Origin of the sequence: Streptomyces sp. T12 (genome assembly GCF_028736035.1) — a bacterium.
GTDB lineage: Bacteria > Actinomycetota > Actinomycetes > Streptomycetales > Streptomycetaceae > Streptomyces.
In genome coordinates this window covers 10,070,028-10,095,300 of the sequence record NZ_CP117866.1, presented here as the reverse complement: position 1 = coordinate 10,095,300, position 25,273 = coordinate 10,070,028, and the positions used below count along the sequence as shown (strand labels likewise).

The window sequence follows — 25,273 nt, the reverse complement described above, 5'->3', positions numbered from 1 at the left end:
AACCCGGCCGACAAGCCGCCGACCCTGTGCCCGCGCCAGCGCACCTCGTAGCAGAAACCCGCAGCGGAGGACGGTCCATTGCCGGTGTTCGGGAACCGACCATCTACCGCTACCTGGAGCGCGCGTGATGACGGACAAGGAGAGAGAAACCCGCATGACGAGCAACCAGCCGGAGCCCTCGGACGTGAGCACGGAAGCCGCCGTCCACATCAACGCACTGATGGACCTGTTCCGTCAGGCATGCCGACGACAGGCGTGGACGCTGGACGAGGAGCGCAGCCTGGTCGGCTGGACGGATGTTACGTGTAGTGCCGGTCACGAATTCGCAGTCCGCGCGTGGGACGTCTTGTCCACCCGCAAGCCCTTCGGGATGGACCCGAACGAGCCGTGGTGTAAGAAGTGCCGCAACGTCGGCTGGGTTGCGGAGTGTTTGGCCGTTTTGAAGTCGGTGGCTAAGACCGAGGGTATAGAACTGACCGCCACGGACGAGCAAGACGAGTCCGGGGACGGCCATGTCGTATTCGCGGCGAAGTGCTCGAAGGGACACCACTTCAAGACAACCGGGGCCCACGCGAGGACCTGGCGGCGTGAGCCCGTCGACACCTTGTGCCCAGACTGTCGGAAAACTGCTGCGTACGCGGAAGGGTTCGCCAAAGTCGAGGCGGTCGTCCGTGAGACTCGATCCACCGTGGTGAAGGAGTACCGCAACGCCGTCGACGTCAGATGCCGTCGCGGCCACTCGCACTCGTTCTACGTGGACAGCTGGGACGGGCGTCAGGCCATCCGCCCAGACTTCTGCGGCACCTGCAACAAGCTGGCCAAGTTCGAGGAGCTCTCAGAGAGAGCCAAAGACCTCGGCATCACTGTGCTCGAGTCGCAGTGGATAGCAGCGTCACGCCCCCACCAGGCGGTCTGTTTCGCCGGGCACGAGTTCGTCCTGATCCCGAACAAGATGAAGCATGGTTGCCCCCAATGTCCCCCGGGGATGTACGGCGGCGCTGTCCCACCCCACGACGTGTACTACGTCGTGAGCGGATTGGACACGGCGACTGGCGAGGACACAGTGAAGCCCGGCATCAGCTCCGGGGGCGGCTATAACAGGCTCCGGCAGCACGCCGAGGACGGACTGACCGCGCAGCATCTACGGATCACAGGGTTGCCCATCGGTATGGCGAGAGCGCTGGAGAGGTTCGTCCTGGACGGACTCGACACGGAAGGATGGCTGTCCACCCGGGGGGTTGAGTACTTTCCGCTGGCGGCTCTGCACGACGTCATGGACCTGGTGGGCGAATGGTTCACGGATCAGCCCGGGCTTTCCTCCCGTCCGGTCGTCGTTGACGTTGACGATGTGTACGACGCTGTCCAAGCGCCCGCGGTACATGACGTTGTGGATGTAGACGTTGATACCGCCGTGATATTCGACTCCGATGACGTGACAGCTAATGCGGCATCGATGTGCTGAGCGGCTGCGGGAGGCCGGCGATTCCCCGGGCATCCGCATGTCGAAGACCGGCCTAGCGTTAACCGCTGTAGCAATGTTCCAACCCGACCTGCGGAAACATGATCACTTTGAGGCTCTCGCGGAACTCTCGCAGATGGTCATTTATGAGATACACCGTGTGTGACACCTGTGTCTGTCGCTGTCACCGACTCGGTGGCCAGGACGATGGGCGGATGGGATGGGTCTCCGCCGGGGTTGCGCTGCAGGTACTCGGAGCCATCATTACCGGGAGCGGACTGTGGAGGACTTGGCAGACGAACAAGCATGCCGGTGAGCGGTTCTTCCAATGGCCACCCCAGTGGTCGCGGCGGTGGGTCCTCGTCTGCCGACCCTTCCGTGCGGTTGCCGCCATGTTCCGTCCAGCCCGCGCCGAGGACAAGGACGGCGTTGACGCGTTCACCATGCTGAGAATGCGTCCGTCATCAAACGCGTCGGCCCCCCGCTGGGGATGTCGACGGGCGCTGAGCTCCAGTGGCTCGTTGAGCAGCACCTGCGGCTGTCCGCGAAGCTCGAAATCGACCTGCGGGACGTTCACAACGAGCGTGAGCGGCTTCAGCGGACGGTCGAGAAGTACGCCGACACAATGCGCGAAGAGGCGCGGAAGGCGGCCTATGGCGGTGAACGCCGACAAGCCTGGGGTCTGCTGCTGGTTACGGTCGGCGTCGCGATCGCCGCCGTGCCCACCTACGCGGGCAAGCCGGCATCCAGGGTTCCCCCGTCCTCGTCAGAATCAGCGCTGGCCGGGGCGATCAGGGCGTCGGCGACCGCTGCTCGGGTTTCCTCACTCCGTACGATCATCCCGGGTCAAAGCGCCAATCAAGGCCGCGAGGCTTAGCGTACGAGCTGACATGGATGTTGGCCCCGAAACCCGTCGCGACCGCGTCACGGGGCTGCCACACTCGCGCCCATGAGCGACGACAGCGCCAAGAGCCTCGACGGAGCCATCGGCACCCACGTCATCGCCATCACCTACGAAGTGATGGACTGGGCGGCGGAAGCGCTGTCGGCGCACGTACCGGCCGACGACCTGAAGAAGCTGAAGCTGGCCGCGGGCGAGCATCTCGCGGCGATGCTGGCGACCGCATATCTCGGCATCGTGCCGGCCGCCGTAGACGTCAACGGCGGCGTGGACCTCGTCTACCGCGTGAAGGACTCGGACAGCGACGCACTGTCGTCGCTGCTCGGCCGCAACGGTGTCGAGTTCGCCGACTTCGAGGTGAAGTCGATACCTGGTGACTTCCGCGAGCACGACGCAGCGGCCTCCCGGGCACTGAAGCGAGGTGAGGAGCCAGGCACTCATTGGTCGACGTTCGTGTCAGCGAACGATGTCGTCGAGGCGGCCCAGTCGATGGTCGCCAAGGCCGCGAAGCAATTGCGGGACAAGTCCTCGCCCGACAAGGCGCGGGTGGTGTTCATCGTGTCCCACTTTTTCGACAGGCCCTACGTGGAATGTCTCGACGCGGTGATCGCGCATGCCTTGACTGCCCCAACGCTGCCAGACGAGATCGACGCCATGTGGGTGTTCTTCGCGCCCTCCCACCTGGTGGTGTGGTCAGTTGTCGAGCAGCGCTGGACGCAGCTTCTTCTCGGCAGTTTTAAGGAGGACGGGACGGCCCCGGAGGTCGACTTCGGCATGGAGCTGCTGCAGCACTACGAGGGGCTGTTCCTGGAGCGGGCGGGGATCGACGGCCCCTCGCCCTTCCACTACGGCCTCCGGACTGGTGAGCTCCCATCCGCGGTTGACGCGCAGAAACGGCGGCCCCATCCATCCGGAATACGCGACACCTCAACATGCGAGGTCACCAGTCCCGAGGGTGGCTTCCAGGGCGCTGTCAAAGTCCGCCCAGTCAGCGGTAGTTCGTCATGACACCGCACCGTACAGAAAAGGGCCGAACGGCTCCTGAACGCCCGTTGTTGCCGAATACCCTTGTTGGAGGAAGTCGCTTTCCAGTCGGGCGTGTCGACGTCCAGGCCCCGTTGTCCATCAACCGATCGGTTGATGGACAGCACGTCCTGCGCTGCCACGAGGCGTGGGGTGCCGGGAGTTGGACCCACCTGGCGCGCGAGGTCCACGGGATGCGCTGCCTGTACATCATCAAGCCGGCACTTCACGGAGGCGCGGCCAGAATCGATTGGAGCGCTCAGTCACAGCCGACGAGCCGGGAGCGGACGGCATCGCCGGTAGCAGCCGGGGGAAGAGCATGCGCATGACTGAAGTGGTGACACTCGTGCTCTCGATCGTGTCGCTGTGCACCTCGATAGCGGTGTTCTACTGGCAGCGTCGGCATGGGGTCTTCGACCTGGCGCGCCTGCTCCACGCCGACCTGACAGGAGGCGAGGTGGCCAAGGCCCGCGACATGCTGGGAACCCTTGTGCACTCGCCCGGCTCGATCCGCGACGACACCCTTCCCGAGGTGCGTACCGCGTACTTCACCCTCTTGTGGTGCTTCGATCGGCTCTACGCCGGACGCCGAGCAATCCAGAACGGCGGTACGGCCAGCCGTCGCCCACTGCGCTTTCTTGACCGGTTGATCGGCAGTCAGGTGGCGTACTGGGCCGAGAACCTTCCCCGCGTGAGGGAGGAACTGGCGCGGCACCTCGGTCCGATCGAGGATGAGCAGTCCCTGTGGGCTTTCGAGGAACTCAAGCGCACCGTCCTGCTGGCCTAGCTGTATTGACCACGAGCGTTGTTAACAGTGGGCGGCGGAGACGTGATCAAGGTTGGAGCCGCGTTATAGACAAGGGGGAGCCAGCCGGAGCCGTGTGGTCGCCCACTGGCTCATCTCATGGACGCCGCTTCATCGCACGATCTCTCCTCGGAAGGTTCAACCTGCACGAGGGCGCCTGACGCGCGATTAGGCATGCGGCGCGCCACCGTCCGCCGCCAGGGTGTGTGAGCCATTTCATGCAGCAGGCGCGGCTCGGCGTCGCTCAGGACATCGGCGTCGTCGGGGAGGGCGGCGCGCAGCGCGCGGGCCGCTGCGGCGGGACCGGACTCCGCGGCAGGGACCGCCGGCTCGGCGCGGGTGGCGGCCGCGACCATGGACTCGCGCAGGACGGTCAACAGCGCCGGATTGCGGCGGTCCGCAGGGGTGGAATGCCAGGTGGTGACCGCGCCCTGGCCGGTTGCCTGGATGATCTGGGCGGCCAGCTCCTCGTCAACCCGCAGCCACCCCCCGGCCGTCAGCCCACGCACCCGCCCATGGAGGATCTCCAGGGCCGCGCGGTGTGCTACGTCCGATCCCCGGCCAGTGGCCCGGTTCATCACCGCGAACAACTCGGGGCGGGAGACCCCGAACTCGAACACCATGTCCCAGCCGCGGCGCAGCTCCTCCACCGGGTCCTGCGGGGCGGGGTCGAGCTGCGCGCGCTTTCTATCCAGGAACTGCGCGTAGCCGTGCTCGGCAACGGCCTCAAGGAGCCCGTCCTTGTCGCCGAAGAGGCGGTAGATCGCCAGCGGCTGCATTCCGGCCGCGGCGGCGACCGCGCGGGTGCTCACCGCGTCAGGGCCGCCCTTCTCCAGCAGCTCGACGGCCGCCTCGACGATGCGGCGCCGAGGGCTGTCGGGGGAGTCCATGACAACGCGCCGCACCGGACTGAGCCCGAAAAGGGACCACCGGACAATAGGCGGGAGCTCCCGGGACGGACTCAGGTCCGTGTGCGCTGGCGTCAGTGTGTCGTGCTTTGGATGCCGAGGACGTCGTAGAGGTGCTCGCCGTGGGCCCATCGTTTCAATTCCGGGCGGCCCATGAGTATGAGCTGGTGATGCTGGGCGAAGTCGATCGCCGGCTGCGTGAAGCCGTTGAGCGCGATCATGATCGGGAGGTCGGCTCCGTGGTGTGGGCGGGCTGTCCCGTTGAACTTCTGCACGTGGCCTGATCCGACTGGGCTCTGATACTGCTTGCATTGCACGATCAGGAGGCGGTCTTCGTCATCGCGAGCGGTGATGTCCACGCCGAGGTCACCGGCGCCTCCGACCCGCTTGGGACGCCGGAATCCGTCACGGGCCAGGAGATCAGTGCACGCCTGCTCGAAACCCGTCGCGCTCATCGACGAAAGCTGCTTCATCTTGAAAGTTAGCGCGTCCGCTTCGATCGCATCGCCAGAGGGAGCGGCGAACGTGTCGTCCGCGTTGGCGTAGGTGTCGGCGCCGACCACGAATGACAGGATTCTGCCGAGCAGGAGCAACGCAGACAGTCCGCCGACAACGATGAGCCCGGTCCACCACGGGTGATCGGCTATCAGCCCCCACAGATCTACGGTGATCCACTGTCCGATGTCCTCGGTGAGCCACTCCCAGAGCATCTTTCCGACGGCCAGCGCGATGACCGCATACAGCAGGAACTTCAGCAGCGGGTCGAGCGACCCGTCCTCGTCGAACACCACAGCTCCAGACGTCTTGGGCAGCGATCACGCTCTTTGCCAGTCATGCCGCACGCTTGAATCGGCTCGGGCGGGAGCGCGCGGACAATCCGAGGAGCTCGTGCAGAGCGGCACCGTCCTCGGCCCATCGCCGTAGCTTTTCCCGGTCGATCCAGTGGACGCCGTGCCGGTCGCCCCACGCCATGGCATCGCGGGTGAAGGCCCCGTTGGTGACGACGACAGCATGATCGGCTTTGTGGACCGGCCCGGCCGTCCCCTTCACCGCGTACATCACACCTGAGCCCACCTTCCCGCCGACGCGGGTGTGCTTGGCCTGCACCACGATCCGGCCGCGCTGCGGATGGTCGCCGATGACGTCGGCGGCCTGGTCGCCGCCGCCACCAACTCTGCGGGCCGGCCAGCCGTCGCGGACCAGCAGATCCCGAAGGGCGTACTCGAAGCGACGGTCGTCCATGGTGTCGAACTCCGCGAGCGTGATCCGCAGAGTGGCCAGCCGCTCCTTCTCCCGACGCCGCATCGTGGTCGCCTGCTTGATCCGCCACGCCGCGACGGCTCCCGTGAGCAGGGCGAGAGCCAAGAGGGCAGGCCAGGCCGCCTTCAGTGTGCCGACCGCCGTGGCCGCCGTCCGCGCCACCAGGACGAGCACGGCCAGGGCGACTACGGCCGCTGCGACCAGTTCCGCGGCACCGCGAGGGCGCCGCAGACGTATCCGTCCCATCAGCGGTCGGCCGTCGCGCTGGCCGCCGGCTTCGGATCCGTCGGTGGCGTCGTGGCGGTGGACTCACTGAACCCGAACACCTGCCCCCACAGCCACACGCCGGCCAGTAAGCCGGCAATCATCCAACCGCTCATGCGCTTGGCGCTCCTGGGCTTCGGATTGCGACGAATGTGTCCGCGTACCCGGTGGAACCCGTCCGGCACCTTCGACATGTTTCCCCTCCCGTCGGTGGGCCGCGGAGCGCGGCTCATCCCAACAAAAGGGTGTAGCAGTGGGCACTGACAGCAGCTGATGGGGCATCATGGCGCTACGTCTTGGTCGAGTCGCCATCAGGCCAGGAGGGCCCATACCGTCAGGCCAATTCATGGGGCAGCGAGCCTGAGGCAGTTCAGCTGGACGAATGCCCTTTTCAGCTCCCAAGCGGTTCGCCATGGCCCTTTCCGCCAGCCGTTACACGGCGCGTGACCGTCCGTCTCTCACCTGCGGAAACAGCCCAAGTCACGCCAGACGGATACCTGCCGACGAATGGCGAAAAGCAGCGGAAGCGCACTCACAGGCATAGTGCGCCGGAGCCGCCCCCTCGAACCGTGGTTCTGCGACCATGGCCCGGGGGCGTCAGAGGGTCGGGAGGCACTGGTAGCACTGATCACCCGCCGCCGCGACGCCTCGGCCACCCGAGCCCCCACGGGACGAATTCTTAACGCGGTGTCGTCGCGGTCCTGCGAGGACAGCGCCACGGTTGTAGGGCCGGGCCGAAGAAGCGCCTCTGGCCTCCGCCAGCGCCGGATCCAGCCTTGGTGCAGCCCGGTCAGGACAGTCTTCTGCAGCCCGTCGTCGCGTCTGGAAGCAGTGCCGAGGCCGTCATCGTCGTACAAGCGCGCCATGCGAGCACCGCTCATCACCACGAACACTTCTAACCAGATCCGGACCAGATCCGGACCAGCCGTACGCAGCTTGTGGCCATCGGAGCTGTTTTCGCTGGTCAAACTACATCCGAGCCGTGTACCGCCAGCAGACGAAGAACCTGCTAGTCGCTCTCCGGCGCAGCACCTTTCGGATCGGACGGAAGCGGCGCTGCCGACAGACAGCGGTGACATCGGAATCCTGTGGAATCGCAACAAGACCGCAGTGTGAGCGACGCCGTCCCTCCGTAACGCCTGACTCGACCGCCAGCCAGGTCAGCATCGGTCCGGACTCCACCGAACCTGCAAACGCCTCCGCAAGCCCGGAAGCTGGGAAAAGAGCCGCTCACCCGAGCCTGACGAGGCGTCAGCAAAGTCAGCATTAGGTCAGCAAGAGTCCTGCCACAGCCGCCCGCAGACAGCCACACCGTGGAATCGCCAACCGCACCGGCCTGAGTTAGCCGGCCGCTTGGACGCCTTCCGGCAAGCAGGTGGAAGGCAGGGAGAATTGCCCAACCACCTTCCGCCCTGCGGCCACCAGAGCTGACGCATTTCCGCAGGTCAGCGCACCCTTCCCCGCGGTTTCAACGGCACCGGCGGCAGTTCCGGTGCGGGCAGTGGGGCCCCGTCGTACCCCTTCACCTCACCGAACCGGGAGCCTTCCATCCAGTCCTGACGGGCCTGTACGATCTCTTCCTGAGATCGCCCGATCCAGTTCCAGAACATGATCAGCTCCTCCTCGAACGGCTCGCCGCCGAGGAGCATCAGTCCGGCGTCCGAGTCCGCGCGCAGCGGGAGTTCGGTGCGGCCGCAGCCGAGGTAGAGCATCGAGCCGGGCAGCACCGGCACGCCGTCCACGTATGCCTCGCCGGACATGGACAGGACGGCGTACTCGAAGTCCGGCTCCAGCGGGAGGCGTACGTCGGCGCCGCGCTCGAGGGTCAGGTCGGCGCCGACGATCGGGGTGTAGGTCGTGCCGGGTGAGCGCACACCGTCGAGGCCGCCCAGGATCAGGGTGGCCCGCAGGCCCGGCGCCGTGACGACGGGCAGTTCGGCGTGGTGTTCGAAGCGCGGGTCGGTGTGGCGGTGGCTGTCCGGGAGAGCGACCCAGAGCTGGGCGCCGTGCAGGAAGCGGGCGTGGGACTTCGGGCTCTCCTCCGAGTGGCTGATCGCCCGGCCGGAGGTCATCAGGCCCAGTTCACGCGGGCGGATGGTCTGGAGGCTCCCGGTCGAGTCGCGGTGCAGGACCTCGCCCTCGTGCAGCCAGCTCACCGTCTGCAGGCCCATGTGCGGGTGCGGCGGCACCTGCATCCCGGGCTCGTCGGCGATGTCGTCGGGGCCGTAGTGATCGATGAAGCACCAGGCGCCGACCATGCGCCGCCCCAGGTTGGGCAGCAGGCGACGGACTTCGGTGGACTCGCCGAGCTTGACGTGACGAGGGCTGAGAAGTTCGCGTACGGGCTCTGCCACGACGAAACCGCGGCCGCCGCAGATGGCGGGCACCGCCTCGCGATCAAGATTGCTCATGTCGCCCAAACTAGCCCCGCCGGGGTCGCTTCGTCAGTCCGTCACCCGGGCCTGTCTCGATGCATTCCGGTGCATTCCCGTTGCATTCACGCATGGATTCCCGCATGCGTTCCCGAAAATAGTAGCCATGTACATAGTAGCCATGTACTGTATCGGCCATGAGCAAGGGTTCCGAGAACGCCTCGCCCGGTTTCCTGGTGTGGCGCCTGTCCACGAAGTGGCGGGTCGCGGTCGACCGGGCCGTGACCCCGCTGGGGCTCACCCACGCGCAGTACGCGCTGGTGGCCTCGCTGTACGACATGCAGCGCCGCGGAGAGCGCCCCAGCCAGCGGCGACTCGCCGACCACACCGGGCTCGAACCCCTCTACGTCTCCAAGCTGGCACGCTCCCTGGAGACCGCCGGCCTGCTCGAACGCACCCGGGATCCCCGCGACCCACGCGCGGTGCAGCTGGCGCTGACCGAGCAGGGCCGCGAGCGGACCCGGCAGGCGATCAAGGTGGTCCAAGGTCTCCTGCAGCAGCTGCTGGCGCCGCTCGGCGGCCTGGACAGCGCGCGCACCCGGGAGTTGACGCGCGACCTCGCGACCCTGCTCGACGCACCTCTTGACCCGCTTGCCACCGACATCGAGTCCGACAAGGAGCAGACATGACCACCACCACTCCCCTGGTCGACCCCCGAGTCGTAGCTCTGGCCCACTACGCCGGCCGCGCGCTTCTCGAGCAGGTACTGGCCCGCCACGGCGCGACATTCCAGCAGTCCGTCACCCTCCGGCTCGCCGCCGTCGCCGACGGACCGGCCGAGCGGGACCGCATCATCGACAGTGTCGTCGGCGCGCTGAAGATCGACGCCGCGGAGGCCGAGGCCGTGGTCGACGAGCTGATCGCCGCGGAGCTGCTGAGCCCTCAGGAGCCGTCCCAGGTGCGGATCACGGACGCCGGGCAGGAGCTGTACGACAGGACTTCCGCGGCGACCGCCCCCATCTCCGCCCTGATCTACGCCGGCATCCCGACGGAGGACCTGGCCGCCGCCGGGCGAGTCCTGACCCTCATCACCGAGCGGGCCAACGCCGAACTCGCCGCCATGGCCGGCTGAGGAAGTAGTGGAATATTGAACGACTGCCCTCCGTTGACGGCGTCGAAGTCGAAGGAGGGCACGAGTGGACACGACGTACTACGACCACGGAACACCGGCCGAGCGCTGGGAGCGCGCGCAGATGTTCTTCGACGCCAAGGACTACGCCGCCGCCGCGCGCGTCCTCGGCAAGCTGGTCGAGGAGGCGCCGCGGCAGACCGGAGTGCGGCTGTTGCTGGCGCGCGCCTACTACCACTCGGCCCAACTGCGGCGGGCGGAGGGCGAGTTGCGCGTCATCGTCGAGCACGACCCCGTCGAGCACTACGCCCGGCTGATGCTGGGCCGCACGCTGCAACGGCAGGGGCGGGACGAGGAGGCCGAGCCGCACCTGCGCCTCGCCTCGGCGCTGGCGGGTGACTTCGAGCAGCTCTGAGCCATCGACCTATCGAGCCATCGAGCAAAGCAATGCTTGGGGCCCGGTTCCCCCGGAACCGGGCCCCAAGTCCTTCATCCCTCTAGTTCACTTCCGCGGGCGTCCGCTTCCCCCGCCGATGCGCTGCCTCTCCGAGGACGACGTCCACGACGATGAACGCGGCCAGGGAGATGCCGAACAGCGGTACGAAGTAGCCGAGTACGGCGACGACCGCCACCAGCGGGACCAGGATCTGCGGAGGCACCTGCTGCCAGGCGCCACGTGGGATGGGGCGACCGAACGCGGAGCCGCGACCGCGCTGCCACCACATGCGGTAGCCCCACACGATCAGCAGGATCAGCGAGAGCGCGAGCAGCATCAGGGCGATCTGGTTGACCAGGCCGAAGAGGACGCCCGTGTGCAGGTCGATGCCCCAGCGAGTCAGCTTGGCGAGCACCGGGTGGTCGGCGAACCGCAGCACGTCGGTGACCTCGCCGGTGGACGGGTCGATCGCGGCCGAGTCCTGCTTCGTCGGCCAGCTGCGCTGCACCTGCTTCACCACGTACGCGGACGAGGCGTCGGCGGGCGGAACGATCTCCACGGGATCGCCCAGGCCCTCGGCGCGCGCGGCCGCCAGCACCTTGTCGAGGCCGACGCCGTGCTCGCCGCTTCCGCCGGTACCCGCGGCGGCGCCGTGAGCCGCGTGGTCGCCGCCCGCCGTGGCCGACACGGACGGGGTGGCCTGGCCGAGCGAGGTGCGCAGCTCGTCGATGTTGGCGCCGGCGTACGCCGACCAGGTCAGGCCGGTCGCCGAGAGGAAGAAGAACCCGGCCGCGGCCCAGACCCCGACCGTGCCGTGCAGCCCGAGCGTGCGGCGGCGCCCGCTGCTCCCGCGCACCTTGCGCAGGGCGCGGCGGCGGGAGAACCACAGCACCAGGCCGCCGCCCGCGATCACCCACAGCCAGCTCGCGGCGAGCTCGCTGTAGAGGCGGCCGGTCTCGCCGAGGTGCAGGTCGCGGTGGAACTCGTCGATCCAGGTACGCAGGGGCAGCGCGCCGGTCGAGCCGTACTGTTCGAGGGCGCCGCGCACCGTCGCGGTGTACGGGTCGACGAACACGGCGAGCGTGTGGTCGGCGTCCACGCCCTTGACGCCGGACAGCAGGACCCTGGTGGACGCGTCGTCCGCCGGGGAGGGCCGTATCGCCGAGACCGTGCCCTCGGGGTGGGCCTTGCGCACGGCTGCGACCTGCTCGGATATCGGCAGCTTCTCGTCGCCTACCCGGACGGTCATCTCGTGGGCGTACACGATCTTCTCGGCCTGGAACGCACCGGCGTAGAGGAAGCCGGTGGCCGCGGCGACGAGCAGGAACGGCGCGACGAGCACGCCGGCGTAGAAGTGCAGACGCAGGATCAGCGGACGCAGTGGTGCCCATCTGCGGGGCGCCGACGCCGGGGCGTCGGGCTGCGTCGACTCCTCGGTGGTCGTCGAGGGAGCGGTGGACATCGGCGGCATCTCCGGGGCTGGGCGGGGAAAGGCGAGTGGGGACGTTCTTGTCTGTTGTAGCGGTCCAGTAGTCGGGGGAAGGGGCCGTTGAGTTCCCGGCTCATTAAGTGGCGTGCGTCACAGGTGAGTCGGCGAGTGGCGGGGGCGCCGTGGCATGCTGGCGCGGTGGCAACTCCGAGCGATCGCGCACCCCTGGCCGAGCAGGTCGAGCAACTCCTGTCCAGCGATGGGCCGTTGACCATCGTGGCGGCCGGTGACCCGGTGCTGCGGCGCCGCGCCGAACACTTCGACGGCCAGCTGGACCCGGCGCTGCTGGCCCGCTTCGTCGAGGCCCTCCGGGTCACCATGCACGCGGCGCCGGGCGTCGGCCTCGCCGCACCGCAGGTCGGCGTAGCACTGCGGATCGCGGTGATCGAGGACCCGGCACCGGTGCCGGAGGAGGTGCGGCTGGCGCGCGGGCGGGTGCCGCAGCCGTTCCGGGTGCTGGTGAACCCGTCGTACGAGCCCGTCGGCGCCGCTCGCGCCGCGTTCTTCGAGGGCTGTCTGAGCGTGCCGGGCTATCAGGCGGTGGTGGCCCGGCACGGCGAGGTGCGGCTGACGGGCGAGGACGAGCACGGGCGTGCGGTCGACGAGGTGTTCACGGGGTGGCCCGCCCGCATCGTGCAGCACGAGACGGACCACCTCGACGGTGTGCTCTACCTGGACCGGGCCGAGCTGCGCTCACTCTCCTCGAACCAGGCGATCGCGGAGCGCTGGGCAGGGCCGACACCGGCGCGGGCCGCCGAGGCGCTGGGCTTCGAGCTGCCGTAACGGAGAAAAATCGCAGGCGTCCGACACGGCGCCCGCGTTAGCCTGACCGCATGTCTACGCCCCGAATTTCTTAGCTGAGGACCCGCTTACACGCCACCCGTGTGCCCTCTTGCTTGTTCGGAGCGTCTTCTCATGATCACCGTAAGTGGTGTCGACGTGCGCGTCGGCGCGCGTCTGCTGCTGTCCGGCATCTCCTTCCACATCTCCCCCGGCGACCGCATCGGCCTGGTCGGCCGTAACGGCGCTGGAAAGACCACCCTGTTGAACACCCTGGCGGGCACGGTGCGCCCGGCCGCCGGGACGGTCACCCGCACCGGCGAGGTCGGCCATCTGCCCCAGGACTCGCGCGCCGCGGACCCGACGGTCACCGTCACCGACCGCATCCTGTCCGCGCGGGGCCTCGACGGAGCCGTGCGCGCCCTGCGCCGTGCCGAGGAGGCCATGGCCGACGGTACGCAGCGCGCGATGAACGCCTACGTGCGCGCCGAGGCCCGGTTCCAGGCGGCCGGCGGTTACGCCGCGGAGGCCGAGGCGGCCCGGGTGGCCGCGGGTCTCGGGGTTACCGCCCGGCTGATGGACCAGCCGTTGGGTGCACTGTCGGGCGGACAGCGCCGTCGTGTGGAGCTGGCCCGCATCCTCTTCGCGGAGCACGGCACCCTGCTGCTGGACGAGCCGACGAACCACCTGGACGCGGACTCGGTCGCCTGGCTGCGCACGTTCCTGACGAACCATCAGGCCGGGCTCGTGCTGATCAGCCACGACACGTCGTTGCTCGCCGGCGCGGTGAACCGGGTCTTCCACCTGGATCCGCAGCGCGCCACGATCGACGTCCACAACACGGGTTGGGACGTCTATCTCGCCCAGCGGGAGGCCGACGAGCGGCGCAGGGCGCGCGAGCGGACGAACGCCGAGCGCAAGGCGGCGTCGCTGCACGCGCAGGCCGGGAAGATGCGCGCCCGCGTGTCGACGGCCGTGGCCGCGAGGAACATGGCCCGCCGCGCCGACCGTATGCTCGCCGACCTCGAACCGGTCCGCCGCACCGCGAAGGTGGCGAGGATCCGGCTGCCCGAACCGGCGCCGTGCGGCCGGATCCCGCTCGGCGCCATCAGTCTGACCAAGTCGTACGGCGGCCATCGCGTCCTGCGGGGCGTGGACCTGGCGGTCGACCGGGGCAGCCGCCTGGTCGTCCTCGGCCCCAACGGTGCCGGAAAGACCACCCTGTTGCGCATCCTCGCCGGTCAGGCCAGGCCGGACGGCGGCCGGGTGGTCCACGGGCACGGGTTCCGGCCGGGCTACTTCGCCCAGGAACACGACACGCTGGACGGGGAGTTGACCGTGGGTGCGCAGCTGGCGTCCGCCGCCCCGCATCTGACGTACGGCGAAGTGCGGCGTGTCCTGGGATCGTTCCTGTTCACAGGTGACGACGCCGACAAGCCCGTCGGTGTCCTGTCCGGCGGTGAGAAGACCCGTCTGGCGCTGGCGGGCCTGGTGCACTCCGGCGCGAACGTCCTTCTCCTGGACGAGCCGACCAACAACCTGGACCCGGCCTCCCGCGCCGAGGTCCTGGCCGCGGTGGGCACGTATCCGGGCGCGATCGTCATGGTCACCCACGACGTGGGCGCCATCGAGGCGCTGCGCCCGGACCGGGTCCTGCTGCTACCGGACTGCGAGGAGGATCTGTGGAGCGATGACTACCTCGAGTGGGTGGCCGGATGAGGCGGGCTCAGTTGTCGCGGTACGACTCCAGCAACCGCAGCCACACCTCGCTGATCGTCGGATACGACGGAACCGCGTGCCACAGCCTGCTGACCGGTACCTGGCCGGCGACGGCGATGCTCGCCGAGTGGATGAGTTCACCGACGCCGGGGCCGACGAAGGTGACGCCGAGGAGGATCTCGCGTTCCACGTCGACGACCATGCGGGCGCGGCCGCGGTAGCCCTCGGCGTACAGGCCCGCACCGGCGACCGAGGAGAACTCGACGTCTACGGCGCGCACGCGGTGGCCGGCCTGTTCGGCCTCCGCCAGGGACAGGCCCACGGCGGCCGCCTCGGGGTCGGTGAAGACGACCTGCGGCACGGCGGCGTGGTCGGCCGTCGCGGCGTGGGCGCCCCACGGGTCCGACTCCAGGAGGGGCACGCCGGAGGCGCGGGCGGCGATGGCCGCGCCCGCGATACGGGCCTGGTACTTGCCCTGGTGGGTGAGGAGGGCGCGGTGGTTGACGTCGCCGACCGCGTAGAGCCATTCGCTGCCGGTGACGCGGAGGCTGTCGTCGACCTCCAGCCAGGAGCCGGGTTCCAGGCCGACGGCTTCCAGGCCGATGTCGTCGGTGCGCGGGGTACGTCCGGTGGCGAAGAGGATCTCGTCGGCCTCGATGCGGTCGCCGCCGTCGGTGACGACCACGACCGTGCCGTTCTCCCGGGTCACCGCCTCGACGGAGGTGCCGGTGCGGACGTCGACGCCCGCCTCGGTGAGCGCCTCGGCGACCAGTTCGCCGGCGAAGGGCTCCATGCGGGACAGCAGGCCCTTGCCGCGGACCAGGAGCGTGACCCGGGAGCCGAGCGCCTGCCAGGCGGTGGCCATCTCGGTGGCGACCACACCGCCGCCGACCACCACCAGCCGGCCGGGCGCGGCCTTCGCGCTGGTGGCCTCGCGGCTGGTCCACGGCTTGACCTCGGCGAGTCCGGGCAGGCCGGGCAGCTGGGCGCCGCTGCCGGTGCAGACGGCCACGGCGTGCCGGGCGGTCAGGACGTGCCGTACGCCGTCGGGGCCGGTCACCTCCACCGTGCGGGGCGCGGTGAGGCGGCCGTGGCCGCGGTAGAGGTCGGCGCCGATGGCGTCCAGCCACCCGACCTGGCCGTCGTCCTTCCAGTGCGAGGTGTACTCGTCGCGTCGGGCGAGGACCGCGGCCGTATCGAGGGGGCCCTGTACGGACTGGCTGAGGCCCGGCAGGCGGCGGGCGTCCGCGCGGGCGATGACCGGGCGCAGCAGCGCCTTGCTGGGCATGCACGCCCAGTACGAGCATTCGCCGCCGACCAGCTCGCTCTCCACGACCGCGGTGGAGAGGCCGGCCGCACGGGTGCGGTCGGCGACGTTCTCCCCCACGGGCCCGGCCCCGAGCACCACGACGTCGTACGCGATGGAATCCGTTTCCGTCATGGGGTCAGTCTTACGGGTGGTGTGCGGCCTGGCCACACGGGTACGCGCGCGGAATACGCCGCCGTACGGTCGTGTTGTCGCCGACGGCTTCGCCCCGACACCAGGAAGAGGGAATACGCGATGAGCAGCACCGTGGAGCTCACCAAGGAGAACTTCGACGAGACGGTCACGGACAACGAGTTCGTCCTGATCGACTTCTGGGCGTCCTGGTGCGGGCCGTGCCGTCAGTTCGCCCCGGTCTACGAGAAGGCCGCCGAGGAGAACCCGGACCTTGTGTTCGGCAAGGTCGACACCGAGGCGCAGCCGGAGCTGGCCGCCGCCTTCGGCATCCAGTCGATTCCGACGCTGATGATCGTCCGTGACCGTGTTGCCGTGTTCGCGCAGCCCGGGGCACTGCCCGAGGCCGCCCTGACGGACGTCATCGGGCAGGCCCGCAAGCTCGATATGGACGAGGTCCGCCAGGCCGTGGCCGCTCAGCAGGCGCAGGCCGAGCAGAACGGCCAGTAGAGCCCCGGTCTAGAAGGGGTACGCCGCCACGTCGCCGCGCACCGTCGTCCAGCGCACGTCGGTGAACGCCTCCAGGTTGGACTCGCCGCCGAACCGGGCCCCGGTGCCGGAGGCGGCGATGCCACCGAAGGGCGCGACGGCCTCGTCGTTCACGGTCTGGTCGTTGATGTGCACGATGCCGGTCGGGATCCGCTCGGCCAGGTCGAGGCCGCGGGCGGCGTCCCCCGTGACGATGCCGAGGGAGAGCCCGTAGGAGCCGGCCGCGGCGAGGGCGGCGGCCTCGTCGGCGGTGGCGAAGGGGCGTACCGGCGCGACGGGGCCGAAGACCTCCTCGGCGTAGGCGGGGGTCTCGTCGTCGACGCCGGCGAGTACGGTCGGCCGGTAGAAGAGCTGCTCGTGGGTGCCGCCCGCGGCGAGCTTGGCGCCCCGGGAGGTGCTGGCCTCCACCAGGCCGTGCACCTTGCCCAGCTGGCCCGAGTCGATGAGCGGGCCGAGGTGGACCTCCGCGCGGTGCGGGTCGCCGACGGCGAGGGAGTCGGCCTTGGCCGCGAGCCGCTCGACGTACTCCTCGTACAGGGACTGATGGACGAGGTGGCGGCCGGTCGTCATGCAGATCTGGCCCTGGTGGAAGAAGGACCCCCAGGCGGCCGTGGAGATCACCGCGTCGATGTCGGCGTCCTCCAGCACGACCAGGGCGGAGTTGCCGCCCAACTCCAGGTGCGCGCGCTTGAGATGACGCCCCGCGGCCTCGCCGACGGCCCGGCCCGCGGCGGTGGAGCCGGTGAAGGAGATGACGGGCACGCGCGGGTCGGCGACCAGCGCCTGGCCCACCTGCGGACCGCCCGGCAGGACGTGCAGCAGCCCCTCGGGCAGACCGGCCTCCGCGAAGACCGCGGCCAGCGACAGGCCGCCGCACACCGCCGTGCGCGGGTCCGGCTTCAGCACGACCGCGTTGCCGAGCGCGAGGGCCGGGGCGACGGAGCGGATGGAGAGGATCAGCGGGGCGTTGAACGGGGAGATCACGCCGACGACACCGACGGGGACCCGGCGCGTGTACGACAGGCGGGGCGCCTCGCTGGGCAGGACCTGCCCGGCCGGGCGGGAGGCGAGGGCGGCGGCCTCGTAGCACTCCTGGGCGGCGACGTGCAGCTCGAAGTCGGCCTTGCCGGGGATCGACCCGGACTCGCGGACGAGCCACTCGCGCAGCTCGTCGGCGTGCGCGGCGAACAGGTCGCCGGCCTTGCGCAGCACTGCGGCGCGTACGAAGTGCGGGAGGCGTGCCCACTCGGCCTGGGCGGCGCGGGCGGCCTCGGCGGCCGTGCCGACGTCCTCGGCGCCGGCCAGGGTGACGGTGCCGAGCGTGTCGCCGGTGGCGGGCTCGGTGACGGCGTACTCACCTCCCGACAGGGAGCTGGACTGCCAGGCCTTCGGGTCGAGCAACGGCATTGCGACTCTCCGTTCGATCACCGGCGGGACTCACGCGGGGAGCGGAAGTCCCGAGTAGTTCGCCGCCAGTTCGGCGGCCGCGTGGCGGGATGCGGTGATCCGGCGCAGACGTGCGAGCTGCATCCGGTGGTCGAACGCATCCCCGTCTGGTTGAGCGTGCAACATCTTAGTCATGTCATCCGAGAAACGGCTCGCCTGCCACACACGCTGAAGGCACAACTCGGAGTACCTGTCGAGAAGTTGTGTGTTCCCTGTGCGGTGCAGCTCGATGAAGCCGCGGGCCAGGACCCGTACGTCGGACACGGCGAGGTTGAGGCCCTTGGCGCCGGTCGGCGGGACGATATGGGCGGCGTCCCCGGCGAGCAGGAGCCGTCCGTGGCGCATCGGTTCGTGGACGTAACTGCGCATCGTGGTCACGGACTTGGCGGTGATGGGGCCGCGGTTGAGGGTCCAGTCGGCGTCGATGGCGAAGCGGGCGGCGAGTTCGTCCCAGATACGGTCGTCGGGCCAGTCGTCGGGGTCGGTGTGGTTGGGGACCTGAAGGTAGAGCCGGGAGACCGAGGCCGAGCGCATGCTGTGCAGCGCGAAGCCGCCCTCACCGCGTGCGTAGATCAACTCGTCGCAGGACGGCGGCACTTCGGCCAGGACCCCGAGCCAGGAGTACGGATACTCGTGCCCGTAGGAGCGGCTCACCTCGGCCGGGAACGCGTCCCGGGAGATGCCGTGGAAGCCGTCGCAGCCGGCCACCCACGCGCAGGTCAGCGTCTGCTCGCGGCCCTCGTGCAGGAACCGTACGACGGGCGTCGCGCTCTCCGGCTTCTCGACGGCGAGCGCCTCGGCCTCGAACAACAGCGGTGGCCCGTCGGCGAGTTGCAGCGCGACGAGGTCCTTCACGATCTCGGTCTGGGCGTAGATCGTCACCGTACGGCCGCCGGTGAGGGCCGGGAAGTCGATGTGGTGGCGTTCCCGGTCGAAGCGCAGCTCGATGCCCTGGTGGACCAGGCCTTCGGCCGTCAGCCGCTCGGCGGCGCCGGCCTCGCGCAACGCGTCGACCGTGCCCTGCTCCAGCATCCCGGCCCGCTGGCGCTGCTCGACGTACTCCCGCGTGCGGCTCTCCAGGACGACGCAGTCGATGCCGGCGCGGTGCAGCAGGCGGGCGAGCAGCAGTCCGGCGGGGCCGCCTCCGATGATGCCGACGGTCGTGCGCATGTCCCGCCTCCCCTGGGTTCAGCTGGATTCGCGGTGCACCACCGTCGCTCCCAGCACCTTGTGTGTCTCGGGTGCGGCGCCGGGGTTGCGCACCGCGCGGTCGACCAGTTCCGCGAGTTCGCGGCCGGACGGCAGCTCGATGTGCACGGTGCTCAGCCTAGGCCGCAGCAGCCGTCCGAGCATCAGGTCGTCGGCGCCGATGACGGCTGTGTCGGCGGGGACGCGGACGCCCTCGTCCTGCAGGGCGCGCATCAGCAGCATCGCGTACTCGTCGTTGTAGGCGAACACGGCGTCGAGGCCGAGGGCGCGCCAGCGGGCGGCGAGCCGCGCGGCGGACTCCTCCGTGTAGGCGAGGGGCAGCTCGGTCACGGTGGCGTCCGTGCCGTGCAGGGCCCGGCGCACGCCTTCGAGGCGGGGCGCGGAGAAGGACTCCAGGCCGTCCTCCTCGGGCACGACGACGCCGATCCGGCGCCGGCCGCGGTCGTACAGGTGGCTGCCCGCGCAGTGGCCCACGGCCTCGTAGTCCATCAGCAGGGCGTGGGCACCTTCGACGGACTCGGGGCCGAGCGAGACCACGGCCCGGGCGCCGGAGCGATGGAGCACCGTCACGCCCTTCGGGCCGAGGCCGGAGCCCGAGACCAGTACGGCGACGGGGCGCAGCTCGGCCCAGGCGCGGGCGGCCTCGTCGCCGTGCAGGCCGACGCTGCCGTACTGCACGACCGTGTAGTCGAGGCGACCGAGCGCCAGCTGGAGGTCGCTGAGGAAACGGCTGTAGAGCGGGCCGACGGGGAAGCTCGGCGCGGGCATCAGGACCATGCGGCTGTGCCCGGCGCGCAGGCTGCGGGCGGCCGCGTGCGGGACGTAGCCGAGTTCCTTCGCGGCCTCGTGGACGCGACGGCGGGTGGGTTCGCTGATCCGGACGGCGCTGGTGTTGTTCAGGACGTAGGAGACGGTCGCGCGCGAGACGCCGGCGAGGCGGGCCACATCAGCGCTCGTGGGTACCGAGCGCGGTGCGGGGGGAGCGGGCGCGGGCGTTTTCGGTATCTGCACCATGACGTACGGCATCTTTGCAGAACCTGTGAGCGGGGCTCACTCAGGGTCTCCCCGTGCTCACACCCCGGCGTGTGTCACGCGGTCGACCAGGTCGAGCCAGCCCCTCTCCAGCCGCTCCATGGGCATACCGCACTGCCTGGTCAGGTGGTTGATCAGGGCGGGGTCGAGGTACGCCATGAGCGTCTGGGCGAGGAGATCGCAGTCGGCGTCCGGCACGGTCTGCCGCAGCAGCACCGTGACGTGGGTATGCAGCGCCCGGACCGAGGGATGGGAGTAGCGGCGGGTCGGCTCCGGCTGGGCGGCCAGTTGCAGGTCCAGTTGCTCGGCCGCGCGGTACAGCACCGCCACGCCGAACGCCCGCAGGCGCTCCACCGGGGGTGCCCCGGGGCCCAGCGGCGGCGGGCCGCCGAGGAAAGCGGCCTGCAGATTCCTCGCGGAGTGGTCCAGCAACGCCGTCAGCAGACCGGTGCGGTCGCCGAAGCGGCGGAAGACCGTCCCCTTGCCCACGCCGGCCTCCGCGGCCACCGCCTCCATGGTGACCCCGGCCGCGCCGTGCTCCGCGATCAGCCGGGCGGCGGCCTCCAGCAGCCGGGCACGGTTGCGGGCCGCGTCGGCGCGCAGGCAGGGCTCTTCGGCGGCGGAACCGACCTCCAGCAACTGAGGCTTGTCGATGGGCTCCTGAGGCTGCGGGAAAGGGGGCAGGGCGGCGGACATGAAGCCAGCGTAAAGCATCGGGAATGAAACTGGACCGCGGTCCGGTTAGGGTGCTAGAAACGTTAAGCGGACCTCGGTCCGGTTCCTTACGGCAGTGTTTCAGCACCCTTGGAGTTCGTATGTCTGTTCGCATCCTCGCGCTCGTCGGCAGCCTTCGCGCCGGTTCGCACAACCGTCAGCTCGCCGAGGCGGCCGTCAAGCTCGCTCCCGAGGGCGCTGAGGTCGTGCTCTTCGAGGGCCTGGCCGACGTCCCGTTCTACAACGAGGACATCGACGTCGAGGGCAGCGTCCCCGCCGCCGCCACCAAGCTGCGCGAGGCCGCGCTGGCCTCCGACGCGTTCCTGCTCTTCTCCCCCGAGTACAACGGCACCATCCCGGCCGTGCTGAAGAACGCCATCGACTGGCTGTCCCGCCCGTACGGCGCCGGCGCCTTCGGCGGCAAGCCGGCCGCCGTGGTCGGCACCGCCTTCGGCCAGTTCGGTGGCGTGTGGGCGCAGGACGAGACCCGCAAGTCCCTGGGTGTGGCCGGCGCCAAGGTACTGGAGGACGTCAAGCTCTCCATCCCCGGCTCGGTGACCCGCTTCGCCGAGACGCACCCGGTCGACGACGCCGAGGTCGCCGCCCAGCTGACCGAGGTCATCGCCCGCGTCCACGGGCACGCGGGTGAGGCAGCCGCCGCCTGATCGGACCGGAGGCCCCCACGAGGCCGGAGCCCAGAGCTCCGGCCTCTCTCCGTGTCGGACCACGGCTTCACGCCAAGCGACCGATTCACGCCAGACCACCGCTCCATGCCAGGCCACCACTGCAACGCCAGGCGCCCGCTTCAAGCCCGGCCACCCCTTCGCACCAGGCACCCGCTGCACGCCAGGCCACCGCTTCATGCGAGGCCCCGCCGCACGCCACGCACCCGCTTCATGCCCCAGCCGCCGCTTCGCGCCAGGCAACCCGCTTCACGCCACGCACCCCGCTGCACGCCCAGGCACCGCACCCCCTCATGCCCAGCCCCCCCTTCGCCCAGGCAACCCGCCGCACACCAGGCCCCGCCGCGTGCCAAGCAACCCACTGCACGCCAACCACCCCGCTACACGCCCAGCCACCCCTTCACGTCACGCAACCGCCGTGACCGCAAGCTCCCGCAGCTCCCCCAGCGCTGCCTTCACCGCCGGGCGTTCCCGGCAGCCTCGGCGGGTGCAGGTGAGTACCTTGCGATGTGGGTCGCCCGCGCAGCGCACCCGCGTGATCGGCAGGTGAGGCGTCAGCTGGGCCAGCCGTGGGATCAGGGCGACGCCGAGCCGGTGGGCGACCAGGTGCGCGGTGACGTTCCAGTCCAGCGCGTGATGGATCACGTCGGGGGTGAACCCGGCCGCCCCGCACGCCGACATCACGTGCGGGCGACAGGGACTCTCCGGCACCGGCGCGATCCAGTCCTCGTGGGCCGCCTCCGCGAGGTCGACGCGTCCGCGGGCGGCGAGCGGATGGTCGTCGGGGACGACGAGGTCGTACGGGTCGTCCAGCAGCGGCTGCTGGTCGAAGCGCGCGTCGCTCAGCGGCGGGTTGTGCGGGGTGACCTCGACCACGGCCAGGTCGGCCTCCCCCTCGAAGAGCAGGTCGAAGCTCTCCGGCACCCCCGTCTCCTGGATCCGTACGCTCAGCCGCGGATGCCGCTCCCGCAGCCGTACGGCCATCGGCGCCAGCAGCACCGACACGGCCATGGGAAAGCCGCTGACGCGCAGCTGTCCGGCGGGAGCGCTGTACTCGGCGCGCAGGTCGAGCTCGGCCGCCTCCCAGCGGGCCTGGATCGCGTCCGCGTGTGCGAGCAGACTCTCGGCGGCCGCGGTGAGGCGCACCCCGCGGCCCTGCGGTTCCAGCAGGTCGACGCCGAGATCGCGGGCCAGCTGCCGGATCTGCTGGGAGGCGGCGGAGGGCGTGAAGTGCAGGGCGCGGGCGGCCGCGGTGACCGTGCCGTAGTGGGCGACCGCCCGGAGGACGTGCAGTCGGCGCAGGTCAATCATGAAGCCCACGCTTCAAGGTCAGGTCCGGAAAGTCAACCTGGACGTGTACGAAGGCCGCACCGCACCCTTGGTCGTGTCGCGACGGTCAACCAGCCACGAGGTACGAGGAGTCGCCATGTCCAGCACGACCGGCACCGCCTGCCCGCACTGCGGGTGGCCCGACGGGGCCGAGCCCTTCCAGGTGGTCTCCCGGCACAGCACCGCGGCGGGCAGCACGGTGTGGACGCGGTGCGGCTGCGGCTCGTTGCAGGTCCGGGTGCTCGACGCCCGCGGGATGCGGATCGTCTCGCGCAGCCGCCCGGCCGACGCCAGCGCCAGCGCCAACGCCAGCGCCAGCGCCGACGCCCGGTCGAGCGCGCCGTGCCGATGAGCCGCGCGGCTCAGTCGAGCCCGGCCAGCCGCTGCACGGCGGGAGCCGCGAAGTTCTCGATGAACGCCGCCGGTTCGCCGGTGCGCGGGCCGAGGATCACCGTGTCGATGCCGAGTTTCGAGTAGCCCGCGATGTCCCGGGTGAAGGCGTCGAGGTCGCCCTCGGCGGCCGCGTCGCCCATGTAGAGGACGGTCTTGCGGATCTCGTCGTAGTCGCGCCCTTCGGTGTCGCAATGGCCGCGCAGCACGTCGAGCTTGTGCCCGACCTCCTCCGGAGAGGTGGTGAACAGGTTGCACGCGTCGCCGTAGCGGGCCACCAGCCGGAGCGTCTTCTTCTCCCCGCCCCCGCCGATCATGATCTCGGGGTGCGGGGCGCTGACCGGCGCGGGCACGCACAGGGTCTCGGCCAGCCGGTAGTGCTCGCCCTCGAACGGGCCCTCGGCCTGCGGGTCCCACATCTGGAGGCAGATCCGCAGGGTCTCCTCCAGTCGCTCGAAGCGCTCGGCGACCGGCGGGAACGGCACGCCGAGCCCCTCGTGCTCCCGGCCGTACCAGGCGGCACCGATCCCGAGGGCGGCCCGGCCGCCGGACAGCACGTCGAGCGAGGTGACGATCTTGGCGAGCAGGCCGGGGTGGCGGTAGGTCACGCCGGTCACCAGGGCGCCGAGGCGGACCGTGGAGGTGTGGGCGGCGAGGTAGCCGAGGGTCGTGTAGGCCTCCAGCATCGGGTCCTCGGCGCGGTCGTTGAACTCCATCTGGAAGTAGTGGTCCATCACCGACAGCCAGCTCACGCCGGCCGCCTCGGCGGCGGCGCCCGCCGCGGCGAGTTCGCCGCCGAGCGCGGGGCCGCCTCCGGGATGGTCGAACCGATTGATGTGCACGCCGACCCGCATGTCCTGTCTCCGTTCACCGGGGCCTTGCACCGACCCTGACGACGCTAGAACTTCGAGCGCTCTCGAAGTCAACCCCGGCCGGCGAGTTGGTCCCCGAGTGCGGTGCGCCGGTACAGCACCCGCCGTCCGTCCCGGGCCCGGGTGACGAGTCCCGTCGCGTGCAGCACCTTCAGGTGCTGGGAGACCGCGCTGGGCGTCACGCCGAGGCGGCGGGCGACCTCGACCGTGGGCAGCGGTTCGGCGAGCAGCCGCAGGACGGTGGTGCGGGGTGCGCCGAGCAGTGCGGTGAGGGCGGAGGTGTCGGGCTCGGGCTCCGGTTCCCACAGGGTCGCGGCGCCCCGGCTGGGATAGGCGAGCATCGGGGGTTCCTCGGCGCTGACCGGGGGCGCGGGTTTGTGCGCGAACAGGGACGGCACCAGGCGCAGCCCGCGCCCCGATCCGTCCACCTCGTGCCGGCCGATCATCTGGTCGACGCGCAGGACGCCGTCGCGCCAGCGCACGTTGCGGTGCAGGTCGGAGAAGAGCAGGTGGGTGCCGCCCGTGGCCAGCTGCCGGGCGCGGTGGGTGATGTCGGCCTCCAGTACCAGCCGCATCCTTGGCCAGTCCGGCCGTATGGCCAACTCCCAGTATCGGAGCAGGAGTTCGCACAGTTCCTCCAGCAGCTCCGCCACGGGGGCGTCGCCGGGTGCGGTGATCTGCCGCAGGGCGTCCGGGAGGGGGTGCGGGGCATGGGTCGTGAGCAGGTCGCGTCGTACGAGATCCGGTGGCGTCGCGCGTACGAAGGCGAGCTGGGCCTCCAGCGCGGGCGCGAAGGTCGTCGGGCGCGGGGTCAGGAAGTCGGGCAGGGTCAGGTTCTGTCCCACCAGGGCCCGCAGCAGCCGGGCGTCGGCGGGGGCGAGACGATCGAGCACCGAGCGGCGCCACGAGGTGTGCAGGGGGAAGAGAGCGGGGGCGCGCAGGGCCCGCAGGCTGCCCATGACCTCGCGCAACGGTGAGATCGCGAACCGGGTGTCCGCGAGGTCGTCGACGTCGAGCAGGAAGCTGATCATTAAGCCCCGGGCTACATCCTTTGGCAACCGGTCGT

General features: G+C 70.1%; 25 protein-coding genes and 1 pseudogene. 12 read left to right on the top strand and 14 right to left on the bottom strand.

Going from position 1 to position 25,273, the window contains the following annotated elements:
- Positions 1–127: 127 nt before the first annotated feature.
- The 4 genes from PBV52_RS45275 (at position 128) to PBV52_RS45260 (ending at position 4,170) form a co-directional block, all read left to right on the top strand.
- Complete coding sequence (locus PBV52_RS45275) at positions 128–1,462, top strand: hypothetical protein (RefSeq protein ID WP_274247322.1); 1,335 nt, start codon at positions 128–130, stop codon at positions 1,460–1,462.
- Between the two features lie 487 nt (positions 1,463–1,949).
- Entirely contained in the window at positions 1,950–2,336 is a 387-nt protein-coding gene (locus PBV52_RS45270) for a hypothetical protein (RefSeq protein WP_274247320.1), read from the top strand.
- A 72-nt stretch (positions 2,337–2,408) separates the two neighbouring features.
- Entirely contained in the window at positions 2,409–3,368 is a 960-nt protein-coding gene (locus PBV52_RS45265) for a hypothetical protein (protein ID WP_274247318.1), read from the top strand.
- 361 nt (positions 3,369–3,729) lie between these two features.
- Complete coding sequence (locus PBV52_RS45260; protein WP_274247316.1) at positions 3,730–4,170, top strand: hypothetical protein; 441 nt, start codon at positions 3,730–3,732, stop codon at positions 4,168–4,170.
- A 186-nt stretch (positions 4,171–4,356) separates the two neighbouring features.
- Here the strand turns inward: PBV52_RS45260 and PBV52_RS45255 are convergent.
- From PBV52_RS45255 to PBV52_RS45235, 5 genes and pseudogenes are all read right to left on the bottom strand, one after another.
- A pseudogene (locus PBV52_RS45255) lies at positions 4,357–5,078 on the bottom strand (TetR/AcrR family transcriptional regulator).
- A gap of 92 nt (positions 5,079–5,170) precedes the next feature.
- Entirely contained in the window at positions 5,171–5,884 is a 714-nt protein-coding gene (locus PBV52_RS45250) for a restriction endonuclease (protein ID WP_274247314.1), read from the bottom strand.
- 43 nt (positions 5,885–5,927) lie between these two features.
- Positions 5,928–6,602 (bottom strand): restriction endonuclease, encoded by a 675-nt coding sequence (locus PBV52_RS45245; RefSeq protein ID WP_274247313.1) that lies wholly within the window; start codon positions 6,600–6,602, stop codon positions 5,928–5,930.
- A complete protein-coding gene (locus PBV52_RS45240) occupies positions 6,602–6,814 on the bottom strand; it encodes a hypothetical protein (RefSeq protein WP_079033661.1) in 213 nt (70 codons plus the stop codon). Before PBV52_RS45240 ends, PBV52_RS45245 begins: the two co-directional genes overlap by 1 nt.
- Before the next feature lie 1,251 nt (positions 6,815–8,065).
- Complete coding sequence (locus PBV52_RS45235) at positions 8,066–9,031, bottom strand: pirin family protein (RefSeq protein ID WP_274247311.1); 966 nt, start codon at positions 9,029–9,031, stop codon at positions 8,066–8,068.
- A 158-nt stretch (positions 9,032–9,189) separates the two neighbouring features.
- On the opposite strand from PBV52_RS45235, the gene PBV52_RS45230 reads away from it, so the two are divergent.
- From PBV52_RS45230 to PBV52_RS45220, 3 genes are all read left to right on the top strand, one after another.
- Complete coding sequence (locus PBV52_RS45230; RefSeq protein ID WP_274247309.1) at positions 9,190–9,681, top strand: MarR family winged helix-turn-helix transcriptional regulator; 492 nt, start codon at positions 9,190–9,192, stop codon at positions 9,679–9,681.
- On the top strand, positions 9,678–10,124 hold the full coding sequence (locus tag PBV52_RS45225; RefSeq protein ID WP_274247307.1) for a MarR family transcriptional regulator: 447 nt from the start codon (positions 9,678–9,680) through the stop codon (positions 10,122–10,124). Before PBV52_RS45230 ends, PBV52_RS45225 begins: the two co-directional genes overlap by 4 nt.
- 64 nt (positions 10,125–10,188) lie before the next feature.
- Positions 10,189–10,536: a tetratricopeptide repeat protein gene (locus PBV52_RS45220; RefSeq protein ID WP_274247305.1), complete on the top strand. Its 348-nt coding sequence runs from the start codon at positions 10,189–10,191 to the stop codon at positions 10,534–10,536.
- Between the two features lie 82 nt (positions 10,537–10,618).
- On the opposite strand, the gene PBV52_RS45215 is transcribed toward PBV52_RS45220, so the two are convergent.
- Positions 10,619–12,019 (bottom strand): PepSY domain-containing protein, encoded by a 1,401-nt coding sequence (locus PBV52_RS45215; protein ID WP_274247303.1) that lies wholly within the window; start codon positions 12,017–12,019, stop codon positions 10,619–10,621.
- 165 nt (positions 12,020–12,184) lie between these two features.
- On the opposite strand from PBV52_RS45215, the gene PBV52_RS45210 reads away from it, so the two are divergent.
- Positions 12,185–12,829: a peptide deformylase gene (locus PBV52_RS45210; protein WP_274247301.1), complete on the top strand. Its 645-nt coding sequence runs from the start codon at positions 12,185–12,187 to the stop codon at positions 12,827–12,829.
- Between the two features lie 132 nt (positions 12,830–12,961).
- Entirely contained in the window at positions 12,962–14,545 is a 1,584-nt protein-coding gene (locus PBV52_RS45205; RefSeq protein WP_274247299.1) for an ABC-F family ATP-binding cassette domain-containing protein, read from the top strand.
- A 7-nt stretch (positions 14,546–14,552) separates the two neighbouring features.
- Here the strand turns inward: PBV52_RS45205 and PBV52_RS45200 are convergent, their stop codons facing one another.
- Positions 14,553–15,986, bottom strand: a complete 1,434-nt coding sequence (locus PBV52_RS45200) for an NAD(P)/FAD-dependent oxidoreductase (RefSeq protein ID WP_274247298.1) — start codon at positions 15,984–15,986, stop codon at positions 14,553–14,555.
- Between the two features lie 120 nt (positions 15,987–16,106).
- Between PBV52_RS45200 and trxA the strand changes: the two genes are divergently transcribed.
- On the top strand, positions 16,107–16,493 hold the full coding sequence (gene trxA, locus PBV52_RS45195) for a thioredoxin (protein ID WP_062715671.1): 387 nt from the start codon (positions 16,107–16,109) through the stop codon (positions 16,491–16,493).
- Between the two features lie 9 nt (positions 16,494–16,502).
- On the opposite strand, the gene PBV52_RS45190 is transcribed toward trxA, so the two are convergent.
- From PBV52_RS45190 to PBV52_RS45175, 4 genes are read right to left on the bottom strand one after another with little or no spacing between them, the layout of a single operon-like run.
- Complete coding sequence (locus PBV52_RS45190; protein WP_274247294.1) at positions 16,503–17,939, bottom strand: aldehyde dehydrogenase family protein; 1,437 nt, start codon at positions 17,937–17,939, stop codon at positions 16,503–16,505.
- Positions 17,940–17,969: 30 nt separating this feature from the next.
- Positions 17,970–19,148 carry a 4-hydroxybenzoate 3-monooxygenase gene (locus tag PBV52_RS45185; protein ID WP_274247293.1) on the bottom strand — a complete coding sequence of 393 codons (1,179 nt, stop codon included), beginning with the start codon at positions 19,146–19,148 and terminating at the stop codon, positions 17,970–17,972.
- An 18-nt stretch (positions 19,149–19,166) separates the two neighbouring features.
- Positions 19,167–20,201 carry a LacI family DNA-binding transcriptional regulator gene (locus tag PBV52_RS45180; RefSeq protein ID WP_274247291.1) on the bottom strand — a complete coding sequence of 345 codons (1,035 nt, stop codon included), beginning with the start codon at positions 20,199–20,201 and terminating at the stop codon, positions 19,167–19,169.
- Between the two features lie 57 nt (positions 20,202–20,258).
- The gene (locus PBV52_RS45175; protein WP_274247289.1) at positions 20,259–20,933 is read right to left on the bottom strand and encodes a TetR/AcrR family transcriptional regulator; all 675 of its coding nucleotides are present in this window, start codon (positions 20,931–20,933) and stop codon (positions 20,259–20,261) included.
- Positions 20,934–21,034: 101 nt separating this feature from the next.
- On the opposite strand from PBV52_RS45175, the gene PBV52_RS45170 reads away from it, so the two are divergent.
- Positions 21,035–21,598, top strand: a complete 564-nt coding sequence (locus PBV52_RS45170) for an NADPH-dependent FMN reductase (RefSeq protein WP_274247287.1) — start codon at positions 21,035–21,037, stop codon at positions 21,596–21,598.
- A gap of 423 nt (positions 21,599–22,021) precedes the next feature.
- Here the strand turns inward: PBV52_RS45170 and PBV52_RS45165 are convergent, their stop codons facing one another.
- Positions 22,022–22,927, bottom strand: coding sequence for a LysR family transcriptional regulator (locus PBV52_RS45165; RefSeq protein WP_274249960.1), 906 nt, complete (start codon positions 22,925–22,927; stop codon positions 22,022–22,024).
- A gap of 115 nt (positions 22,928–23,042) precedes the next feature.
- Here PBV52_RS45165 and PBV52_RS45160 point away from each other — a divergent pair, with 115 nt between their 5' ends.
- Complete coding sequence (locus tag PBV52_RS45160; protein WP_274247284.1) at positions 23,043–23,297, top strand: hypothetical protein; 255 nt, start codon at positions 23,043–23,045, stop codon at positions 23,295–23,297.
- A 10-nt stretch (positions 23,298–23,307) separates the two neighbouring features.
- Here the strand turns inward: PBV52_RS45160 and PBV52_RS45155 are convergent, their stop codons facing one another.
- A complete protein-coding gene (locus PBV52_RS45155; protein ID WP_274247282.1) occupies positions 23,308–24,189 on the bottom strand; it encodes an LLM class F420-dependent oxidoreductase in 882 nt (293 codons plus the stop codon).
- 68 nt (positions 24,190–24,257) lie between these two features.
- Positions 24,258–25,238 carry a helix-turn-helix transcriptional regulator gene (locus tag PBV52_RS45150; RefSeq protein WP_274247281.1) on the bottom strand — a complete coding sequence of 327 codons (981 nt, stop codon included), beginning with the start codon at positions 25,236–25,238 and terminating at the stop codon, positions 24,258–24,260.
- Between the last annotated feature and the right edge of the window lie 35 nt (positions 25,239–25,273).

Coding starts and splice junctions, on each gene's coding strand:
- PBV52_RS45275 (WP_274247322.1), top strand. CDS start 128: ATGACGGACAAGGAGAGAGAAACCCGCATGACGAGCAACCAGCCGGAG.
- PBV52_RS45270 (WP_274247320.1), top strand. CDS start 1,950: ATGTCGACGGGCGCTGAGCTCCAGTGGCTCGTTGAGCAGCACCTGCGG.
- PBV52_RS45265 (WP_274247318.1), top strand. CDS start 2,409: ATGAGCGACGACAGCGCCAAGAGCCTCGACGGAGCCATCGGCACCCAC.
- PBV52_RS45245 (WP_274247313.1), bottom strand. CDS start 6,602: ATGGGACGGATACGTCTGCGGCGCCCTCGCGGTGCCGCGGAACTGGTC.
- PBV52_RS45240 (WP_079033661.1), bottom strand. CDS start 6,814: ATGTCGAAGGTGCCGGACGGGTTCCACCGGGTACGCGGACACATTCGT.
- PBV52_RS45235 (WP_274247311.1), bottom strand. CDS start 9,031: ATGAGCAATCTTGATCGCGAGGCGGTGCCCGCCATCTGCGGCGGCCGC.
- PBV52_RS45230 (WP_274247309.1), top strand. CDS start 9,190: ATGAGCAAGGGTTCCGAGAACGCCTCGCCCGGTTTCCTGGTGTGGCGC.
- PBV52_RS45225 (WP_274247307.1), top strand. CDS start 9,678: ATGACCACCACCACTCCCCTGGTCGACCCCCGAGTCGTAGCTCTGGCC.
- PBV52_RS45215 (WP_274247303.1), bottom strand. CDS start 12,019: ATGTCCACCGCTCCCTCGACGACCACCGAGGAGTCGACGCAGCCCGAC.
- PBV52_RS45205 (WP_274247299.1), top strand. CDS start 12,962: ATGATCACCGTAAGTGGTGTCGACGTGCGCGTCGGCGCGCGTCTGCTG.
- PBV52_RS45200 (WP_274247298.1), bottom strand. CDS start 15,986: ATGACGGAAACGGATTCCATCGCGTACGACGTCGTGGTGCTCGGGGCC.
- trxA (WP_062715671.1), top strand. CDS start 16,107: ATGAGCAGCACCGTGGAGCTCACCAAGGAGAACTTCGACGAGACGGTC.
- PBV52_RS45190 (WP_274247294.1), bottom strand. CDS start 17,939: ATGCCGTTGCTCGACCCGAAGGCCTGGCAGTCCAGCTCCCTGTCGGGA.
- PBV52_RS45185 (WP_274247293.1), bottom strand. CDS start 19,148: ATGCGCACGACCGTCGGCATCATCGGAGGCGGCCCCGCCGGACTGCTG.
- PBV52_RS45180 (WP_274247291.1), bottom strand. CDS start 20,201: ATGGTGCAGATACCGAAAACGCCCGCGCCCGCTCCCCCCGCACCGCGC.
- PBV52_RS45175 (WP_274247289.1), bottom strand. CDS start 20,933: ATGCTTTACGCTGGCTTCATGTCCGCCGCCCTGCCCCCTTTCCCGCAG.
- PBV52_RS45170 (WP_274247287.1), top strand. CDS start 21,035: ATGTCTGTTCGCATCCTCGCGCTCGTCGGCAGCCTTCGCGCCGGTTCG.
- PBV52_RS45165 (WP_274249960.1), bottom strand. CDS start 22,927: ATGATTGACCTGCGCCGACTGCACGTCCTCCGGGCGGTCGCCCACTAC.
- PBV52_RS45160 (WP_274247284.1), top strand. CDS start 23,043: ATGTCCAGCACGACCGGCACCGCCTGCCCGCACTGCGGGTGGCCCGAC.
- PBV52_RS45155 (WP_274247282.1), bottom strand. CDS start 24,189: ATGCGGGTCGGCGTGCACATCAATCGGTTCGACCATCCCGGAGGCGGC.
- PBV52_RS45150 (WP_274247281.1), bottom strand. CDS start 25,238: ATGATCAGCTTCCTGCTCGACGTCGACGACCTCGCGGACACCCGGTTC.